Below are 20,392 nucleotides of genomic sequence, written 5' to 3'. Positions count from 1 at the left end.
CAAAGTTAGGTATTTGTAGGGTTAATATCTACTTATGTTTAGAGAATTAGCAGCGCCGGTAATCTTGATCAGGTACTTCTTTTCGGCGGTGTCGTAATTTTCGGTTTGTTGGGCATTTTCTTTTTTGTGAAAGCCCTCGAATTTTTTAGAAGTTAGAATGCTTTCCATTTCTAATCTACAAGCAGCATCTTTTGGAATACTTATTTTACAACTAGAAGCCGCGCTATTTATTTCGATTACCGATGTCTTGGTTTGCGGTAAGCCAAATGTCATGTTTATGGATGCCGCCCCTGCGTTGATTTCCATCTTATCCACTTTATGATTCCTAAAATCACCTGTAAAGCTTGCTGCACCCATATTGATGGATAAATCCCAGATAGGCGAGCTGTGGAGACCTAGATGTATTTTGTTATTGTTATTATTATTGTGTTTTACGACAGAATTAAGTTCTAATTCGGGGGAGAGGCTATCTCCTCTAGTTACTAATTTTAAACCAATATTCCCATTTGGAGTAGATGCCTCCAGTAGTTGGGAAGAATGGACTGTGTCTAAGATGGTGGCTGATGCACCTACGTTAAACTCTAATGAAGCTGTTTCTGTGCCCTTGATAAAGGGCGTATTTATAGATGAATTCGTTCCAATAGTATCGCTGTTGGTACTGTAATTGATTTTATCTCCTAAGTTAAAGCGTTCTGTAGAGGTCAGTCCTTTATAGCCTAAGAAAATACATAATACAATATTGATCACGCTGAGAATCAATGTTCCATAGGGACGCTGTTGGAAAATCAGGTTAGCTCCAAGTGCTATTACTAATAGCGGCCAATAAGGAAGAATAGCCCAGAAATTAAAGTTAATCACATCAAAATTATGAAGTAGAGCTATGATCCCAAAAAATATAAACCATATGCCTGTTGAAATTTTCCCTTTCATATCGTGAATAAATATAGTATTTAACTTTGTTATTTGCTACAAATGTACTGTGCTATTTCCAACTTTACCCATAGAATCAGGCTATCGATTTAGAAAAATCGGTAAATCAAAAGGTTTTGTCGGTGAATGGAATGACCGGTTGAATAAATTAGGATAAAAGAAATGAACTTTTTTGCTATTAATATGTATTTTAGCATAAATAGTAAACAGCAACATATGTTTTTTTATCATTTTGGAGAGTATGTACTTTTGCTAAAGAAGGTGTTTAAAAGACCTGAAAAGTGGAAGATTTATTGGCGGGAGACTCTACACGAGATGAACGAGATTGGAGTTGGCTCAGTGGGACTGATCGTTATCATTTCTACTTTTATCGGTGCGGTAATGACGATGCAGATTGCATTTCAGTTGGTGTCCGATTTGATTCCGAGCTCAGTCATCGGTCAGATTAATAGGGATTCTAATATTTTGGAGTTAGGCCCTACGATATCAGCATTGGTTTTGATGGGTAAAGTGGGATCTTCAATATCTTCTCAAATCGGATCTATGCGGGTCACCGAACAGATTGATGCTTTGGAGATCATGGGGATTAATGCGGCGGGATACCTCATATTACCGAAATTGATTGCCGGTGTTGTTATGGTCCCAGTTTTGGTTACTGTAGCTATTTTTTGTGCTATCGTCGGCGGGCTTTTGGGAGGTGCGCTAACCGGTGCAGTGACTGCTAATGAATATATCATGGGGATTCAGGGGGGATTCAATGGATTCACTATTGTAGTGGCTATGGTAAAAGCTTTTTTTTACGGTTTTATCATTACGACAGTGCCTGCTCATAAAGGATTTCACGTGCGTGGCGGTGCATTAGAAGTTGGACAAGCAGGAACACACGCAGTCGTCATCGGTTGTATCGCAATATTGGCAAGCGATTATATCATTACTGCGTTGATGCTTTAAGAATTCGCGATGATGCAAATACGCAGATTCGCAAATTTGCGAATAGGCAAGTTCAATAAGAAAAATATGATTGAAATTCAGAATATTCATAAAGCATTTGGTGATAATGTGGTGTTGAAGGGGATAGATGCGGTTTTTGAACCGGGTAAGGTGAGCCTCATTATTGGAGGCTCGGGTTCGGGCAAGAGTACATTGTTGAAATGTATTGTCGGATTGCATACGCCGGAGCAGGGGAAGGTTTTTTTTGATAAGGAAGAATTTACAGCGATGGACTTTGAGGAGAAAGTGCCGATAAGAAAGGAGATCGGAATGCTTTTTCAGAATTCGGCGCTTTTTGATTCTATGACTGTCGAACAGAATATCATATTTACGTTAGATATGTTTTCGGATATGAGTAGGGCGGAAAAGGTAGACCGTGCTAATTTTTGTTTGGAACGTGTCAACTTGGCGGGTAAAAATAGGCTTTATCCAGCTGAGCTTTCGGGCGGCATGAAAAAGAGGGTGGGGATAGCCCGGGCGATCAGTATGAGTCCGAAATACCTTTTTTGTGATGAGCCCAACTCTGGGTTAGATCCTGCAACAGCGATATTAATTGATGAATTGATCCAGGAGCTTACCCAAGAGTATGACTGTACCACTATTGTTGTGACGCACGATATGAACTCTGTCATGGGAATCGGTCAGTATATTCTATTTTTGCATCAAGGGCAGAAGTTTTGGGAAGGATCGAGTCAGGACATGTTAAATTCGACAACCAAGGAGCTAAATGATTTTGTCTTTGCGAGTCCTTTAATGAAGGCTGCAAGAGAGGTCATAAAATAATGGGACTTTTGTTTACCTTTGCTCCAAATTAAATATTAGTATTTTGTCTACAACTACGAACATACAATTATTAACACCGCAGCACTGGAAAGATTACGAGTTGGTTGATTGCGGTGATTTCGAAAAATTAGAACGTTTTGGTGATTTGCTCTTGATTCGCCCTGAACCACAGGCTGTTTGGCCTAAGGTATTAGGCGATTCGGAATGGAATAAAACGCACCACATAAAGTTTAAAGGTAGGTCTGCAACCAGTGGAGAGTGGATGAAAAAGAATCCCAAAATAGCTGATCGCTGGCATATCAGCTACAAGAATAATGATGTTGCGATCAAGTTTCGATTGGGGTTGACTTCATTCAAACATGTAGGGATATTTCCGGAACAGGCCGTAAATTGGGATTATATTTCGGAAAGTGTAAAGTCATTCAAAACACCCAACCCCAAAGTGTTGAACCTTTTCGCCTACACAGGTGGAGCTTCTTTAATCGCGAGAGCGGCCGGTGCTGATACGACACACGTCGATTCTATCAAACAGGTCGTAACCTGGGCCAATGAAAATCAAGAGCTTTCCGGTGTTTCGGATATTCGCTGGGTAGTGGAAGACGCTTTGAAATTTGTTAAAAGAGAATTAAAGCGTGGGAATAAATACAATGGTATTATATTGGATCCGCCTGCTTATGGGCATGGACCTAAAGGGGAAAAATGGAAGTTAGAAGATCACATTATGGAGATGATGCGTGATGTGGTTCAGCTTTTGGATCCGGAAGAGCATTTTCTAATCTTGAATACCTATTCCTTGGGCTTTTCTTCGGTTATCGTGGAGAATCTGATTAGGGCGTCTTTTCCGAAGGTGGAAAACTTGGAGATAGGAGAACTGTATCTGCAGGCGACAGCAGGTCCTAAACTGCCTCTCGGTGTGTTTGGGAAATTCAGGAAATTTAAATAAAAGAAAGAGGCAATTAAAAACTGCCTCTTTCTTTTTTACAATGCCGTTAGTTTTATTTGTCCATCGACCAATTGTTGGGTGAAGGTGTTTCGTTGGGCCAGGTCTGTTGGGAAAAGCTGCTCTGCTATTTTGTTATAATAGGCAATACCCGAGTTTAGTTCTTTCTTAAATCGAGCAGCAAACTTTTCTTTTTTATCATCCATGCGCAACTCGTTATCCCGCAGGTATTGCTCGAGGTATTCGATGTAGAGATTCAACTCGTTGATGAATAAAGATGGCCTATCCGAACTGGCCAACAGATTCTTACGCCCGTAGATATGATCCACCATATCCTGTAGGCTGTAGATACTGTTGAAGTAAGCGGTGTTTGGACCCGGGCAGATAGCTACGGCATCATCTTCTTTTTTTTGTAATATATCATATTTTAGGTAGGCTGAAGTGGCTAGCCCTTCACAAAGGCATGTTTTTTCGGTGATTTCTTCTAGTTTTTTTTGGTAATCGGAGGTTTCTCCTTCAAAGATTTCCAGTTCTTTTAATTTGGTATATTGGTAGATGCGTGATGCGGTACAGATCGGTTCATCTGAATATTCTGCATTTGAGATCAGGTATTTCTTGGTGCAGGGAGCGCCTGGACGTCCTTTCTGTATGCGTTGTAGTCTGTTTAATTCAGCTGAGCTTTTTTTGAAATTGTTAAACGGTACTCCTAATGGTGATGCCCCGCTGGTATAAAAATCTTCTTTCTGGGCAGAGGCTAGTGCCTGTAAAGTCTGATCGTCTACTGTTGTCGCTTCGGGAACTAAAAGGAATGGAGATCCCCAGCCCGTAGCGGCTAATCCATAATGACTCAATAAAAAGCTTTGTTCGGCAGCTGTTCCTATTCCCCCTTGCGCCGTGATACGTATCTGAGGATAGTTATCGAGTACATGACCTTTTGCCTTTAAGCTATCGGCGTAGATACTGCTTAGTTCGAGCTGTAACGCCGGGCCGTTTGTTTTGAATTCCTCAAGTATAGGGCCTAACAGAAGCCCTTCGGTGGCAAAAGCATGACCTCCGCAGTTAAGTCCAGATTCGACGCGGAATTCCGAAACCCATACGCCCTTTTTTGCTAGAAATTTAGCTTGTATAAGAGCAGACCGATAATCCGATACTTTTAGAATGACTCGTTTCTGAAACTCTCCTTTTTTGTTTGGAATGAATTGCGGTAATTCGCCTAGATAACTGTATAGTCTGGGGTTCATACCCGCAGAAAGGACCAGACCGCCCTGAAGATTGCTCATGGCAAATCCGCGTAATGCAGCACTCGCATCGGAATATAGATGATCTAGAACATTTCCTGCCGCGTCTGTATTGATTTTATCAACCTTGGACATAATATTGACATTAATATCTCCCGGTTGTACGTTCATCATTAAAGTCGCTTTAAGGTGAGCTTTCTTGTTGGGTTCTATCTCTTGGAGGTAGTCACTATATATCTTTTTGACACTTGAGGTCTCTGGGAGGAGCTCGAAATACTTTTGCAGATCTGTACTGTGATCCAGATCTGCAGTGCGAAGTTGCTGTATCTGTTTTTTCACGATCTCCTGTACGAGGTCAAGATAGGCTGTTATTCGTAGTGAACGACTGTCTGTAGCTTTGGGGCCAATAGGGATGTAGGGTAGAAAATGTTTTTTTGCGTAGTATTCTCGCATACGCTCGACGAGCTCGTCGTCTACGATAGACATGACAGAAGCTATACCGAATTGAGCGACTTTAAGCGGACTATCTATAGAAAAAGCTAGACCAAGTACAGGGATATGAAAAGTGTGTTCCATTGCGATCTTTTGATATGCAAAGAGCCATAAAATTGGTGGAATAAAAAATGTTGCACACCATTAAAAAAGGTGTAATTTATCACTTTTAGCGACTTTGACTTATTTTTACGAGAAGTAAACTGTTCATCGAATCGATCGGAAGGTTCTATGCCAAGGAGATAGCGTCTATTCGTTGTCGGGTAAAGAGGAAGAGTAGGGTAGCGCTGAAAATGGGAAATATACCTGCAGAAAATGTGATTTCTGCAGGTAAGTATATGTTTTTAGCCTGCTTTTTGTGCGAGCTCAGCTTCAAGATCAATTTCAACACGGAGATTGTCTACAATATGGCGTTGTCTATCCGGTGTGTTTTTGCCCATATAATACTCTAATAGCTGTTGTAGTCTATTGTCTTTTGAAAGTATTACAGGTTCCAAACGCATGTCTTCTCCAATGAATAAACCAAATTCGGAGGGAGATATTTCACCAAGACCTTTGAATCGCGTGATTTCAGGTTTATTACCTAATTTAGCAATGGCACGTTGACGCTCCTCATCCGAGTAGCAATAGATAGTTTCTTTTTTATTACGGACCCTGAATAAGGGTGTTTGTAAAATAGAAACGTGGCCCGCTTTAACCAAGTCTGGAAAAAATTGAAGGAAGAAAGTCATCAATAACAAGCGTATGTGCATACCGTCGACATCGGCATCTGTCGCTATCACAATATTGTTATAACGGAGACCGTCTAAACCGTCTTCAATATTTAAAGCGTGTTGCAGCAGATTGAACTCTTCATTTTCGTAAACGATCTTTTTGGTCAATCCATAACTATTTAATGGTTTTCCTTTGAGACTGAATACGGCCTGTGTCTGTACGTCACGTGATTTGGTGATAGAACCGGAAGCTGAGTCTCCCTCGGTGATGAATAGCGTAGTTTCTAGGTTTCTCTCACTTTTGTCGCCGAAGTGTAATTTGCAGTCGCGAAGTTTTCTGTTGTGTACAGAAGCTTTTTTTGCCCGTTCGTTGGCTAGTTTTTTGATTCCGGCGATATCTTTGCGTTCACGCTCTGATTGCATAATCCGCTTTAATAAGGCATCTGCCGTGGTTGAATCTTTGTGTAGGTAATCGTCTAATGCTTTCTTAACGAAGTCATTGATAAAAGTCCGTACTGTAGGACCCTCAGGACCTATACTTTGCGAGCCTAGTTTTGTTTTGGTCTGTGACTCAAAGACAGGTTCCTGTACTTTGATCGCGATAGCTCCAATGATAGAGGCCCGGATGTCTGAAGCGTCAAACTCTTTTTTGTAGAATTCACGAACTGTCTTTACCAAAGCTTCACGAAATGCCGCTTGGTGCGTTCCTCCTTGTGTGGTATGCTGTCCGTTGACAAATGAGTAGTATTCTTCGCCATACTGTTGACCGTGGGTCATTGCGATCTCGATATCTTCTCCTTTGAGGTGAATAATCGGATAGCGCATGCTTTCGGTGTCCACGTTACGTTCAAGAAGATCTTTTAGTCCATTCTCTGAAATGAATTTCTGCCCGTTGAAGTTAATGGTAAGTCCCGAGTTGAGGAAAACATAATTCCAGATCATGTTTTCAACAAATTCTACTCGGTACTTATAATGTTTGAATATACTTTCGTCGGGGTAGAAAGTTACCGCAGTACCATTTCGCTGTGTAGTTTCTTTTTGTTCGTCTTCCATGAGTTCACCTTTTGCAAATTGCGCAATGCGGGTGACACCTTGTCGGTAGGATTGAACCGTGAAGTTTGCCGAAAGAGCGTTGACGGCTTTCGTACCGACTCCATTCAGACCAACGGACTTTTGGAATGCTTTACTGTCGTACTTACCTCCTGTATTTATTTTTGAAACGACATCCACCACAGATCCGATAGGGATCCCGCGGCCATAATCCCGTACCGATACCTTATTCTCATTGACTGTGATATCGATGGTTTTTCCTGCTCCCATCACAAACTCATCGATGGAATTGTCTACCACTTCTTTCAATAAAACATAAATGCCGTCGTCATAGGCAGAACCATCTCCCAACTTACCGATGTACATACCAGGCCGTAATCTGATATGTTCTTTCCAGTCGAGGGATCGTATACTATCTTCGTTATATGTAGTCATGTACCGTAAAATATGAAGTATGTACAAACTTAGATAAAATGCTTTGGATTCACGAATGCCGCAAGCAAAAAATAGCCGCTAAAATCGGTAACCAATGGAAATTGCAGACGTGATTCCGATGTTTGCGCCTTTAGGTTTTAGCTCGACACTATTTTCCGAAACGGTATGGGGAAAGGAATAAAAAGGCAAGTCATCCAATTTTTGAAGTGACTTTCGGATCTCTTCTTGTAAGTCCTTCGGTAGCGCTTCGGTTGATGTTACAGATCCTTTGCCAAAAAGGAAACCATAATGGGTGCCGATGATTTTCCAGTCTAGGTAAAGTGATTTAAGGATCTGGAATTGTAGTCCCACTGCTATACCAGCGCTTAATGTGTTAATATTTCCCGAAATTGGGACTTCAATAGGAATAAGCGTTGAGGTTGCTTTATTTACGACGTTGGAGTTGTAGAATAAAGTGCTACTGGTTTGGTAGCGAGAATATTTGATATAAGGAGAGGTGTAAAAACGGGTGAATACGTCTCGATCTCCAAAATAAAACCGAGCTTGGGGAATTATTGAAAACTGATTAAAACGCGTTTCTTCGACGCTTTTCTTAGCGTTTTCATTGGTAATTTTGTCTATTATAGAACCTTTGAAAGGTAGATCCCGTTTGGGGGTGAAAGATACATCTACGCCGATACTGATGTTGGGCCTGAATGAACGTTCGTATTCAAGATTAAACGTCTTTAAGGGAAGGTTTAATAAATTGGTTTTTAAAAGATGATCAGTTCCCTTGTCTCCCCATTTACAATACTTCTGCGCCAAGGTAGGTGAAACCATAGAAATTAATAAACCTAAAAAACAGAACTTTAAGTATCTGTAGGGAAACATAAGACGTGTTTTAAGGTTGTAATAAGATATATGGTTTCACTGCGATGGAATAAGGACTTAATTATCTTCCAAAGTCGTCTTGAACGCGTACGATATCATCTTCGTCGGAAGGACTTTCTGAATCAGTGTGTTGCCATATTTCTGCTATCACACCATATTCGCCTAAGCCTACCAAACGGTGGCGCTCGCCTTGTGCCAAGCGGATGAATTCGCCTTCTTTTAATATTTTTAGTTCATGTTCGCTATCATCCGGACTTGTTACTACGCCGACTTCTCCTCTAATGACTCTCCAGATTTCGGCTCTGCGGTGATGATATTGCCAAGATAGTCTCTTTGAAGGTGCTACAACTAGGATTTTGGGGCTTAACTTGCCAGATATCTTCAGGTCTTTAATGTCTAGACCATCGAAATATTGGTTCGCAAATTGTTGAGCTTGATCTTCGTTGATTACGAAAAATCCTCCCCAAGGCCTGTTTTGGTCAATGTTTTCGATCGTAAAACCAGCATCGGTAATTTTAGTTTCAATCTGGTTGAATAGTTCCGCTTTATCTATATACGTCATGTTTTTTATATTTCTAAAGGTTAAGTTAATACTTCTAGTCGAAAGTACATAAAGTTAATTGTTTTTTTGAGAACTTCAAAACGCTTACTTTTGCAGTATATCATGAAGCAACAATACGATAACGAAAATAAGATCTTTAAGAAAGCGGTAGCATTTGTCAATCAGACAAACCAAAATCTATTTCTTACTGGAAAAGCCGGGACAGGGAAAACCACATTTCTTCGCTACATACGCGACAATTGCTATAAGAAAATGGCGATTACAGCCCCTACAGGGGTAGCGGCAATGAATGCAGGAGGTACTACGCTCCATGCTTTGTTTTGGTTACCCTTTGGTGTTTTTATTGAGGATTATGCTTTAAAATGGGACGAGCAGGACCATAATATTTATAATAAAAGCCGTCTTTTCAGTACGATTAAATTAACTAAACAACGTCGGGCTATCTTACAGGAGCTAGAATTGTTGGTTATTGACGAGGTTTCTATGGTGCGGGCTGATACCTTGGATGCAATAGATGTTATTTTGAAATCTGTACGTCGGGATATGCGGCCTTTTGGGGGAGTTCAGGTACTGTTTATAGGTGACCTCTATCAGTTACCTCCCGTGGTTAAAGATGCCGAATGGCAAGTGTTGCGTGGTCATTATTCCAGTATGTTCTTTTTTGATGCTAAGGTGTTGCGAAATAGTGCCTTGGTTAAGTTGGAGCTGCAGCAGATATATCGTCAACAGGATACAGGGTTTATATCGGTGCTCAACAATATTCGGAATAACCAGTGTACGGCTGCCGATCTGGATTTGTTGAACAGTCATTATCACGATGCGTTCGTGCCGGCACAAGATGACCAGTATATTACCTTGACTTCGCATAACCGTATCGCGGAGCAGATAAATCAAGAAGAACTGGTGAAGCTTGCGGGAAGAATGCATAACATTAAAGCTATTGTCAAAGATGATTTTCAGCAAGGCGCTTTTCCGACAGAGGAGACCTTAGCGCTGAAGGAAGGGGCACAGGTCATGTTTATCAAAAATGACGTGGGTGAAGATCGGAAATATTTTAACGGAAAGATCGGCTTTGTTAAGGAACTGTTGTTGGATAAACATCAAATCGTGGTGGGGTTCAAAGACGGAGGGGAAGATGTGGTGGTAAAGCGAGAAACCTGGGAGAATATAAAATATAAGTACAATAAAGGGGAGGACAAAATAGAAGAGGAGGTTTTGGGTACTTTTTCGCAATATCCATTACGTCTGGCTTGGGCGATTACGATCCATAAAAGTCAGGGGCTTACGTTTGAAAAGGCGATTATCGACGCCGGTACTTCGTTTGCTTCTGGACAGGTCTATGTTGCACTCAGTAGGCTGACTGGTCTAGAAGGGCTGGTGTTGCGGTCAAAAATAGCAGCACATGCGATACGGACAGATTATCAGGTAGTTGATTTTATGAAGCAACTGCTTGATGAAGGAGAAATGGATAAGGTTTTGGTACAGTGTCAACGCGTTTTTTTAGGACAGATTTTACTCCAGAGTTTTCGATGGACTACACTCACGGAGGCTGTTCAGGAATTGAGTGATTCGTTAGCCAATCGTAATATTGATAACAAGCCTGGGGTGGAAGCTTTTATGTTGGGAGTGATGACCGCTGTTAAGCAACAAGAAGGGGTGGCTCATAAATTCGTTACGCAGTTGTATGGTATGCTGGCCAATCCGGAAGATGTTGATTATCAAAAAATATGTGACCGTACATCGTCTGCTGTCCAGTGGTTTTTACCACGTATGGAGTCTGAATTGATCGATGCCACCTTCCAGCATATTGAGGAATGGCAAGTGCGCAAACGTACCAAAAAATATATTCAGGAGTTGAAGGCCCTACTTTTGGATTTTAAAAGAAAATATGAAGTGTTGAAGCATTGTCTGACCATCGCTACAGCTTTGACCAAAGAGGAGGGGATTGAAGATTTGGCTTTGGTGGGGAATATTGTGAAGGATGACACGGTAGCCATCGCCGATGAAGGGGATGGTAAGGAGCTCGATACCAAACAAGTCACCCTGGAAATGTATCTTGACGGATTTGATATAGCCCAGATTGCTGTCAAGCGAGGGATGGTAGAGGGGACTATTTATGGTCATTTGATTCATTATGTAGGTGCAGAAATCGATGCCGAAGATCTTATCTCGAAAGAGAAATTGGATCATATCTTGATGGTGCTAAAGACCAATGAAGGTAAGTCTTCTTCAGAAATTAAAATGATTCTTGGTGATGCGTACGGATACCCGGAGATTAAGATTGGACAGAAGGTTTTAGAGACCTCCGATACCAATCAGGAAGTTGGTGCTGGGAATTGAATTATTTAGGCAGATATAGCACGAATACCAAGCTTTTTATCTAAGTTTGCAGATCAATCTTTAATCATTTGAAAGAAGAAAAGTCTCCTAAGAAAGTAAGTAAGTGGATTGTTTTTACGTCCATGCCCTTTCAGATGGGGGCAACAATTTACTTGTGTTATTTGCTTGGAGATTGGGTTGATGAACGATTTGGAGTTGAAGGAGGGTGGTGGACAAAAGGGTGGACCATGTTTGGAGTGTTAGCTTCGCTGGTGCAGTTCATCCGGCAAGCCAAGAGAATTAGTAAAGATGAATAACCGAACGAAGTGAGCTCATGGCTTCCTTTAGATACAAACAAAAGATGAATAACTATATTAAGAATATTTTGATGTTGGTGCTGCTTTCAGTAACTGCTTATTTTGCACATTATCTGGTTTTGGATGGTATGGAATTGAGTACGCTTTGGTCGCAATCGGGGTATAGCTTATTGGGCATGTATGCTGTTGGGGCTGTAGGTTCTTTGTTCGCATTAGTCTTAATTATGCTTACCAATTGGGCTATGCCCAAAAATTTGGGTTTTGTCTTTTTAGGGATCATGACGATCAAAGTTATTGCAGGGTATATTTATATTCGAAAAGGGCTGGGCGTCTTTGAGAATGATTTTATAGAGTATAACTTTTTAGTTGTGTTTTTTCTGTTTTTGTTTTTCGATGTTTTCATTGCCTTTCAGGCTTTGAATCAAGAGGATAGAACTGTTGAAAAAAAATAACAAAAAGTTTTAGTCATTTGGTATTTTATGCCAAATAAAGTTGTATTTTTGCCCAAAATTTTTCATTATTCATATAGTAGTCTAAAATGGTGAGTCTTAAGAGAGCAATTTTGCTTTTTACAGTAATCTTCTTTACAGTTAATCCGTTCACAGTTCGAGCTCAGGCTTCGGAAATTTCTACGCCGGAGGAAATAACGGCTTATTCACAACATCACGTCAAAGATGATTATTACTTTTCCTTGTTCAGTCACAAAGCCTCAGGCAAACATTATGGTTTTGCGTTGCCGGTTATTTTGATTGATAATGGTTTGAAAGTATTCTCTTCTGCTGAGTTTCATCATGGTGAAGCTATTGTTGAGAAGGATGGACAGTTTTATAAGTTATACCACGGCAAAATTTACAAAACTGATGTGGCAGGTACTATAACTTATGATGAAAAAGGTCACCCGACCAATGCAAAGCCATGGGATTTCTCGATCACGAAGAATGTGGCAGGTTTAATTATTGCTACAATCTTATTGTTTTGGGCATTCTTGAGCTTGGCGACAACATATAAAAAGAGCGTTAACGCTATCCCGACTGGTATTGGACGTATCTTAGAGCCATTGATTATTTATGTGCGCGATGAAATGGCTCGTCCTAATATTGGACACCGTTACAAAGAGTTTATGCCTTATTTGTTGTCTGTATTCTTTTTGATCTTCTTGTTAAATCTGATGGGCCTTACCCCAATTGGCTTCAATGTGACAGGAAACATTACTGTAACATTTGGTTTGGCTATTGTTACGTTCTTAATTACCAATATTAAAGCAAATAAAGCATATTGGAAGCATATTTTTTGGATGCCAGGTGTTCCTGTTCCTTTCAAGATTTTGTTAGCACCGATCGAGTTGTTGGGGATCTTTACGAAACCATTCTCGTTAATGCTTCGCTTGTTTGCAAATATGACTGCGGGTCACTTTGTGATCATGGGTTTCATTGCTGTAATTTACTTGTTTCAGAGTCAACTGACGTTAGGTGGTAGTATTGGTATTTCCATGTTATTGACGTTGATCATCTTTGTTTTAAAGCTATTGGTTTCTTTCCTACAGGCCTTCATTTTTACAATGTTGTCTTCGCTATTTATAGGTATGGCGGTAGAGGAGCACCCAGAGCATCATTAATCAGAATTTTTTGTTAAATTTTATAAAATAATTATTATGTACAACTTAATTGGAGCAGGATTAATCGTAATCGGTGGAGGTTTAGGCTTAGGTAAAATCGGTGGTTCAGCTATGGAAGCTATCGCTCGTCAACCAGAAGCTGCTTCTAAAATTCAAACTGCGATGATCATCATTGGTGCATTAGTTGAAGGTTTGGCACTTGCTGCCCTAATCTTAGGTAAATAAGCCCATTTTTGACACAAGTACAGGACATCATTTGCAACGGTTGGTTGCAAATGATGTTACTTAACAAAAAACAAACATTAAAAAATATTAAACATATATAATGGAAGCTTTAATTCACGATTTTTCCTTCGGTTTATTTTTCTGGTTGCTAATTGTATTAGTGATCGTAGTGGTTTTATTGGGTAAATTTGCTTGGAAACCAATCATTAATGCATTAGACGAACGTGAACAAGGTATTTCTGATGCTTTAGCATCTGCAGAGAAAGCTAAATTAGAAATGGCGCGTTTGACGAATGAAAATGAGCAGTTGTTAAAAGAAGCCCGTGTAGAGCGTGACGCAATTCTTAAGGAAGCAAAATTATTGAAAGATAAGATTGTTGCTGATGCGAAAGAGGCTGCGCAAACAGAAGGTGCTAAGTTGATAGAAAACGCTAAGCGTGAAATTGAAGATCAAAAGTTGAAAGCTTTAGCAGAAGTTAAGAACCAAGTTTCTTCTTTATCTTTAGATATCGCACGTAAGGTTTTAACTAAAGAGTTTGAAGATCAAGGCAAGCAAGAGGCGTTAGTTTCTGACTTGTTGAAAGATGTTAAATTGAACTAGTGATCAGCTCACTATTTAATTTTTAATTTTTAATTTTTAACTTTTTTAACATGTCAGTATTCAAAGTTGCTTCTAGATACGCTAAGTCTTTATTAGATTTGGCAAAAGAGCAAGGCCATGTAGAGGCTGTAAAGGCCGATATAGAGCAGATTGTAGCGATAATTAAGTCGAGCTCCGAATTACAGGCTGTTTTAAGTAATCCGATTATTAAAACAGACAAAAAGGAGAATATTTTATCTGCTCTTTTTAAAGACAAAGCGAGACCTGAAATAATGGCTTTCTTTGGCATTATGATCCGCAAAGGACGTGGCGAATTGATTTATGCTACAGCTTTAGAATTCATCCGTGAATATAATGAGCTGAATGGTATTGTTAAGGCCGAGGTCCTTTCTGCAGCGGCATTGTCAGCAGAAAATATTCAAGCGTTAAAGACTGCTATTGGTCAACAGATCAATGCTGAAGTTATTTTAATCAATAAAGTAGATCCTACGTTAATCGGTGGATTTGTGGTTAAAGTAGGCGACAGACAGGTTGATGCAACAATCGCAGGCAAATTAAATAAACTAGAAAGACATTTCGTAACACAAGGTGTTTAAGCACTTGTACGAAATCGATAAATGTAATAGATTCTAAAACCCCTTATACGAAGTTAAAATGATAGAGGTAAGACCAGATGAAGTTTCGGCAATTCTAAGAGAGCAATTGTCGGGCTTTAAGTCAGAAGCCGAATTGGAAGAAGTAGGTACCGTACTACAAGTTGGTGACGGTATTGCTCGTGTTTACGGCTTAACAAAAGTTCAATCCGGAGAGTTAGTTGAGTTTGCTAATGGATTACAAGGTATTGTAATGAACTTAGAAGAAGACAACGTAGGTGTTGTACTTTTAGGCCCATCAGACGAAATTAAAGAAGGAGATACAATCAAACGTACTAACCGTATCGCATCTATTAAAGTAGGTGAAGGTATGTTGGGGCGTGTAGTAAACACATTGGGACAACCTATTGATGGTAAAGGACCAATCCAAGGCGAAACTTACGAAATGCCTATCGAGCGTAAGGCACCAGGGGTACTTTTCCGTCAACCTGTTACTGAGCCATTACAAACAGGTATCAAAGCTATCGATGCGATGATTCCGGTAGGTCGTGGTCAGCGTGAGTTGGTAATCGGTGACCGTCAGACTGGTAAGACTGCGGTTTGTATCGATACGATCATCAACCAAAAAGAATTTTATGATGCAGGTCAGCCTGTATTCTGTATATATGTTGCTGTTGGACAGAAGAACTCTACAGTAGCGAACATCGTACGTGTATTGGAAGAAAAAGGTGCTATGGCTTATACTGTTGTTGTTGCTGCTTCTGCTGCAGAGCCTGCACCACTTCAATTCTACGCACCAATGGCAGGAGCTGCGATCGGAGAGTTTTTCCGTGATACAGGTCGTCCGGCATTGATCGTATACGATGACTTGTCAAAACAAGCGGTAGCTTACCGTGAGGTGTCTCTATTGTTAAAACGCCCTCCTGGTCGTGAGGCTTATCCTGGAGACGTATTTTACCTTCACTCTCGTTTATTGGAGCGTGCGGCAAAAATCAATTCTTCCGACGATATCGCTCGCGAGATGAATGATTTACCGGAGTCAATCAAGCATTTGGTAAAAGGTGGTGGTTCATTGACTGCTCTTCCTATCATCGAGACACAAGCAGGTGACGTATCTGCGTATATCCCTACCAACGTAATTTCGATTACAGATGGTCAGATTTTCTTAGAATCCAATTTATTCAACGCGGGTATCCGTCCAGCAATCAACGTAGGTATCTCCGTATCACGTGTGGGTGGTAACGCACAGATCAAGTCGATGAAGAAAGTTGCCGGGACCTTGAAGTTAGACCAAGCGCAGTACCGTGAATTGGAAGCTTTTGCAAAATTCGGTTCGGATCTTGATGCTGCTACTAAAGCTGTATTGGATAAAGGTATCCGTAACGTTCAGATTTTGAAACAAGGTCAGTTCTCTCCGGTATCTGTTGAAAAGCAAGTAGCTATTATCTATGCAGGTACAAAGGGATTGTTGCGCAATGTTCCTGTGGATAAAGTAAGACAATTTGAAGAAGAATACTTGACACAATTGGAACAACGTCATCCAGAAGTTTTAGCTGCATTAAAAGCTGGTAAATTCTCCGACGAGTTGACAGATGTGTTAGAAACAGTAGCTAAAGAATTAGCTTCAAAATATTAATAAGTAAAAGGTATTTAGTGTTTAGTACTTAGATCTCTAAGTCTAAATACTAATTACTAAATACTTCCTACTTAAATTGGAATATGGCAAATTTAAAAGAAGTTAGAAACCGGATTACCTCGGTTACATCCACGCAACAGATTACCAAAGCGATGAAGATGGTATCTGCTGCGAAATTAAAACGTGCGACAAATGCAATCGTGCAGTTGCGTCCTTATGCCAATAAATTAAGAGATATTTTAGCTCAAGTTTCCTCTTCTGTAGAAGGTAGTGATTCTCCGTATACACAGGATCGTGTTCCTACAAAAGTACTGGTGGTCGTTATTACTTCGAATAGAGGTTTGGCAGGAGCTTTCAATGCGAATGCTATCAAAGCAACCAATAACCTTATCTTCAGTAAATATGCGGAGCAACATGCCCTTGGGAATCTTAGTGTCATCGCTATTGGTAAGCGTGGGCACGATTTTTTCACAAAGCGTGGTTTTAACGTTATTGGCAATAACAACGAGCTATTCAATAACCTTGATTTTGAAAATGTTTCTAAGGTTACGGAGTATATCATGACGGAGTTTAAGGACGGTAATATAGACCGCGTTGAAGTGGTTTATAACCGATTCCAGAATGCTGCAGTTCAGATTTTGACTTCAGAACAGCTTTTACCTTTGGTACCGGAGGAGAAACAAGATAATGTAGCTGAGCTTGATTATATCATCGAACCGTCTAAGGAGAAGATTATTGAAGAGTTAATCCCTAAAGCGATCAAAATTCAGCTATACAAAGCAGTTTTAGATTCTAATGCGTCAGAACATGGTGCACGTATGACTGCGATGGATAAAGCAACAGATAATGCAGGAGATTTATTGAAAGCATTGAAGCTGTCTTACAACCAAGCACGTCAAGCGGCTATTACCACAGAGCTTACCGAGATTGTATCCGGTGCAGCTGCATTGTCAAATGGTTAATAATAAAACAAACTAAATATGTAAAAGGCGTTGAAGATTTTCAACGCCTTTTTTATGTTTTATCTTTAAGTTGTGTGTATGCTTTAAGCATTAGGCAATAAGCTATGAGCCCATAGCCTATTACCCATAGCCTATTGCCTAAAACGCTCTTTCTTCTAAGTGCTTTTCTAAGTCCATATAATCTACTCCTTTTGACCACCAGCTTGGGGCTTCTTTACCTTTCAAGTAGTAATCAAAGTATTCCATCATACGCACAGCGTAATCTTTTTTATTTACTTCCTTAGCCAAACCATGGTTTTCGCCGTTGTAGGTAAGCATTACCACTGGTTTATTAAGCCTTCTCAAGCCGTTGTAATATTCGACACCTTGCGTGTAGTCTACAGCGCCATCTTTATCGTTGTGCATGATGATTAATGGGGTGTTAACCTTTTTGATGTGAAAGATCGGTGAGTTGCGCGTATACGCTTCCCAGTTGTCCCAGTATCCTGTCGTCAGGCGTCCTTGACTGGATTCGAAGATCGCTTGGTTGGATGATCCGGAATTCCAATAGATTAAAGAATACATCGAAATCATATTGGTGAGTGGGGCACCAGCAACAGCTGCCTTGAAGATATTTGTTTGCGTGATTAAGAAAGCAGTTTGGTATCCTCCCCAAGAATGTCCGTGGATAGCAACATTTTTCTCATCTACAATACCTGTGGCTACGGCTGCTTTTACCGCTGGAATTACGCAAGCTACAGCTGACATACCGGGATCGTTCAATTTGTATTTGATATCGGGCATCAATACAGCATAACCATTGCTATTATACATTGCTCTATTAAATCCACCACCTGGATAGCCCGGCTGTGTGTACGTGTTTTTGTCGTCCGTCAATCTTTCATAGATATAGGTTATCGTAGGATAGGATTTGCCTTCTACATAGTTCGCAGGAAGGTATAGGGTAGCTTGCAGGGTGTCTCCGTGATCACTCACATAACTGATCAATTTTGATCCTGCCGAAAGATCGTATTTGTCTTTGTTACCTGTATTGGATGTTAGTTGGCTTTCGCTTTTTAGAAACTTATCCTGACTGACGTAGTATTCAGGCGCTTTGTTGCTGCTCTCTACGGTATAAAACAACGCATTACTGTTTTTTACTTTGTTTATTGGGCCGATATTAACATCATCCAATTTTAGAATCTGCATCTTGTTTTGACCAGCAGCTAATAGCGCAATTCCTTTTTGTTTGGTCTCCTGACTGATGATGCCAAAATACTGATCTTTTTTAAGATCTATATTTTCATCGTCTTCATAAAGTCTGCTAACAGCTATCGTTGCTAATTTTTTTCCTTTCCAGTTGTCTGTCAATGTGGTAGCTGATTTGCCGTCGGCAGATACTTTCCAAAGATCGAAGTTGTCTTTTAATAGAACAGACTTGCCATCTGCTGTCCAACCGTAATTGCCTGTCGCTACTTTTGATACATTGTGATCGTCATATATATCCACAAATGAAGAAGGAATATTCTCGGTAATATTCTTTGTTTGAAGGCTGTTTACATTCAACGTATAGTAGTTACCATCATTGTAATACAATAGAAAATTACTATTAGGCGAGAAGGAGAAGGCGCGCGAGGCATTAAGGTATACTTTTTTTACAGCAAGTCTTTTTGCTCCTGTCTTTACATCGATAATGTATAGATCACCATATCCTTGACCATCGAGATTAGACTCATACTCATAAGGTGTAAAATCTAAACCATAACCAATCGTTTGGTTTGGTGCTAATGCAATAGATTTAACCGCGCTATCTGCTAGTGAAACAAACTTATTGGAGGCAATGTTCCATGCGCTCATGATCATAAAGTTCTTATCTCTTTGCAATTGCGTGCGTTGAGCAGATTGTAGGCGTTTGTCTTGCCAGTTCCAGATAATCATATCGGGTTTTTCCAGATCTTTTTTGTTGACTTCAGGCTTCTTAGGCGCTGTTTTCGCTACTTTTGTTGCAGTAGCATCCTTACCAATACTGTCTTTCTGTGCGATAGCAAGTTTATTGTTCGTCGAATCCTTGCCTAAATTATCAATCTTTTTTTCTGTGCTTTTCGGTTCTTCTGTTTTTTCCAGCTTGGCAATACCAAAAAACACAGTACTTAAGTCTTTGCTCCAAGATGGAACCGTATTTTGACTTATTCCGAAGCCAGCCATGATCTGGTTTTCATCTAATCCAGCGTAGGTAAAAGTTTCTGCCTGTTGGCCTTTGATGTTTTTTACACCGATTAGGGAGTATACTGGTGTTTTGTATTTTTTGTCCTTTTTGGACTTTAGCAGAGCAAAAGCAGTTCCTTCTTTGTTCCAATTAATCTTTGAGAAGTTGGCATCGTCATTTTGAAGGGCAGTCGTCAAGCCTGTAGCCATATCCATCAAGAATATACCGTTGCCGTTTTTGCCGTTTGCGTCTACGGTATAAGCTAGATATTGGCCAGATTTGTTGAATTTATAGTCGCTGACATTACCTAGGTTGAAGCTCTTTTTTGTAGATAGATTATACAACAATAGATCCTTGCCACGGCCAGCATCTTCTCCTCTAGGAGTACCTGGAGCTGGGGGAGCACTTTCGAAACGGATTGCGATCCATTTGTTGTCATCGTTAGAAAAGTTAAAGCTTTGTACCTTGTCAAAGGTTATTGATGCCGTATCTTTTAAAGCTACAATTTTTAGTGTTTTGCTACTTGGTTTTTTTGCTTTTTCATTGGCTTTGATTGCCTTGAAATTTGGTGATTCGAAAAAACCAAGGTATTGACTGTTATTAGAGAAGGCTATTGGAGTGCTTTGCCTACCTATTTTATAACTGTAATTCAGTGTATCCTGTGTCTTTTTTAAAGTCAATGTAAGGTCGCCTTCCGAAGGTCCGGCTACATAAGCAAACCAATTCCCGTCAGCTGATGGCTGCGCTCCATTCATCCGAATATAGTGCCATGACGGAATCTCTTGCCATGTTAATGGCTTTTTACCTTCTTGCGCCTGTGGTATAAACCAGGACAGTTGACACGCTAAGAATAATAAAGTCTTTTTGTTCATTAAAGATAAGTTAGATTTTCAGCCTCTAAATTATTGATTTTTAGTGCTTGTTTTATAAGGAATA

18 protein-coding genes are annotated in these 20,392 nt (G+C 40.1%); 12 read left to right on the top strand and 6 right to left on the bottom strand.

The window, feature by feature from the left end:
* Positions 1–21 precede the first annotated feature (21 nt).
* A complete protein-coding gene (locus G7B20_RS03445; protein WP_164108640.1) occupies positions 22–930 on the bottom strand; it encodes a LiaI-LiaF-like domain-containing protein in 909 nt (302 codons plus the stop codon).
* A 216-nt stretch (positions 931–1,146) separates the two neighbouring features.
* On the opposite strand from G7B20_RS03445, the gene G7B20_RS03440 reads away from it, so the two are divergent.
* The 3 genes from G7B20_RS03440 to G7B20_RS03430 all read left to right on the top strand — a co-directional run bounded on the left by G7B20_RS03440 (position 1,147) and on the right by G7B20_RS03430 (position 3,646).
* Positions 1,147–1,881, top strand: a complete 735-nt coding sequence (locus tag G7B20_RS03440) for an MlaE family ABC transporter permease (protein ID WP_164108639.1) — start codon at positions 1,147–1,149, stop codon at positions 1,879–1,881.
* A gap of 66 nt (positions 1,882–1,947) precedes the next feature.
* Positions 1,948–2,703: an ABC transporter ATP-binding protein gene (locus G7B20_RS03435; RefSeq protein ID WP_164109061.1), complete on the top strand. Its 756-nt coding sequence runs from the start codon at positions 1,948–1,950 to the stop codon at positions 2,701–2,703.
* A gap of 43 nt (positions 2,704–2,746) precedes the next feature.
* Complete coding sequence (locus G7B20_RS03430; protein ID WP_164108638.1) at positions 2,747–3,646, top strand: class I SAM-dependent methyltransferase; 900 nt, start codon at positions 2,747–2,749, stop codon at positions 3,644–3,646.
* A gap of 35 nt (positions 3,647–3,681) precedes the next feature.
* Here G7B20_RS03430 and G7B20_RS03425 read toward each other — a convergent pair whose 3' ends face one another.
* The 4 genes from G7B20_RS03425 to G7B20_RS03410 all read right to left on the bottom strand — a co-directional run bounded on the left by G7B20_RS03425 (position 3,682) and on the right by G7B20_RS03410 (position 9,003).
* On the bottom strand, positions 3,682–5,457 hold the full coding sequence (locus G7B20_RS03425; protein ID WP_164108637.1) for a hypothetical protein: 1,776 nt from the start codon (positions 5,455–5,457) through the stop codon (positions 3,682–3,684).
* A gap of 260 nt (positions 5,458–5,717) precedes the next feature.
* Complete coding sequence (locus tag G7B20_RS03420; RefSeq protein ID WP_164108636.1) at positions 5,718–7,571, bottom strand: DNA topoisomerase IV subunit B; 1,854 nt, start codon at positions 7,569–7,571, stop codon at positions 5,718–5,720.
* 78 nt (positions 7,572–7,649) lie between these two features.
* A complete protein-coding gene (locus G7B20_RS03415; protein ID WP_164108635.1) occupies positions 7,650–8,441 on the bottom strand; it encodes a DUF3575 domain-containing protein in 792 nt (263 codons plus the stop codon).
* Between the two features lie 61 nt (positions 8,442–8,502).
* Complete coding sequence (locus tag G7B20_RS03410; protein WP_164108634.1) at positions 8,503–9,003, bottom strand: phosphoheptose isomerase; 501 nt, start codon at positions 9,001–9,003, stop codon at positions 8,503–8,505.
* Between the two features lie 102 nt (positions 9,004–9,105).
* Here G7B20_RS03410 and G7B20_RS03405 point away from each other — a divergent pair, with 102 nt between their 5' ends.
* From G7B20_RS03405 to atpG, 9 genes are all read left to right on the top strand, one after another.
* Positions 9,106–11,343, top strand: coding sequence for a helix-turn-helix domain-containing protein (locus G7B20_RS03405; RefSeq protein ID WP_164108633.1), 2,238 nt, complete (start codon positions 9,106–9,108; stop codon positions 11,341–11,343).
* A gap of 68 nt (positions 11,344–11,411) precedes the next feature.
* Positions 11,412–11,639 carry an AtpZ/AtpI family protein gene (locus G7B20_RS03400; protein WP_164108632.1) on the top strand — a complete coding sequence of 76 codons (228 nt, stop codon included), beginning with the start codon at positions 11,412–11,414 and terminating at the stop codon, positions 11,637–11,639.
* A gap of 44 nt (positions 11,640–11,683) precedes the next feature.
* Positions 11,684–12,091 (top strand): hypothetical protein, encoded by a 408-nt coding sequence (locus tag G7B20_RS03395; RefSeq protein WP_164108631.1) that lies wholly within the window; start codon positions 11,684–11,686, stop codon positions 12,089–12,091.
* Positions 12,092–12,201: 110 nt separating this feature from the next.
* Positions 12,202–13,254 carry a F0F1 ATP synthase subunit A gene (gene atpB / locus G7B20_RS03390; RefSeq protein ID WP_240458426.1) on the top strand — a complete coding sequence of 351 codons (1,053 nt, stop codon included), beginning with the start codon at positions 12,202–12,204 and terminating at the stop codon, positions 13,252–13,254.
* Between the two features lie 36 nt (positions 13,255–13,290).
* Complete coding sequence (gene atpE / locus G7B20_RS03385; RefSeq protein WP_079645055.1) at positions 13,291–13,479, top strand: ATP synthase F0 subunit C; 189 nt, start codon at positions 13,291–13,293, stop codon at positions 13,477–13,479.
* A 100-nt stretch (positions 13,480–13,579) separates the two neighbouring features.
* Entirely contained in the window at positions 13,580–14,080 is a 501-nt protein-coding gene (locus G7B20_RS03380; RefSeq protein ID WP_164108629.1) for a F0F1 ATP synthase subunit B, read from the top strand.
* A gap of 50 nt (positions 14,081–14,130) precedes the next feature.
* The gene (gene atpH / locus G7B20_RS03375) at positions 14,131–14,676 is read left to right on the top strand and encodes an ATP synthase F1 subunit delta (protein ID WP_164108628.1); all 546 of its coding nucleotides are present in this window, start codon (positions 14,131–14,133) and stop codon (positions 14,674–14,676) included.
* Positions 14,677–14,734: 58 nt separating this feature from the next.
* Complete coding sequence (gene atpA, locus G7B20_RS03370) at positions 14,735–16,309, top strand: F0F1 ATP synthase subunit alpha (protein ID WP_164108627.1); 1,575 nt, start codon at positions 14,735–14,737, stop codon at positions 16,307–16,309.
* Positions 16,310–16,392: 83 nt separating this feature from the next.
* Entirely contained in the window at positions 16,393–17,271 is an 879-nt protein-coding gene (gene atpG, locus G7B20_RS03365; RefSeq protein ID WP_164108626.1) for an ATP synthase F1 subunit gamma, read from the top strand.
* Positions 17,272–17,409: 138 nt separating this feature from the next.
* Here the strand turns inward: atpG and G7B20_RS03360 are convergent, their stop codons facing one another.
* Positions 17,410–20,328, bottom strand: a complete 2,919-nt coding sequence (locus tag G7B20_RS03360) for an alpha/beta hydrolase family protein (protein ID WP_164108625.1) — start codon at positions 20,326–20,328, stop codon at positions 17,410–17,412.
* Positions 20,329–20,392 lie beyond the last annotated feature (64 nt).

This window comes from Sphingobacterium sp. xlx-96 (assembly GCF_011007365.1).
Taxonomy (GTDB): domain Bacteria; phylum Bacteroidota; class Bacteroidia; order Sphingobacteriales; family Sphingobacteriaceae; genus Sphingobacterium; species Sphingobacterium luzhongxinii.
The sequence above is the reverse complement of the archived record's forward strand: the minus strand, read 5'-3'. Positions and strand labels throughout refer to the sequence as shown.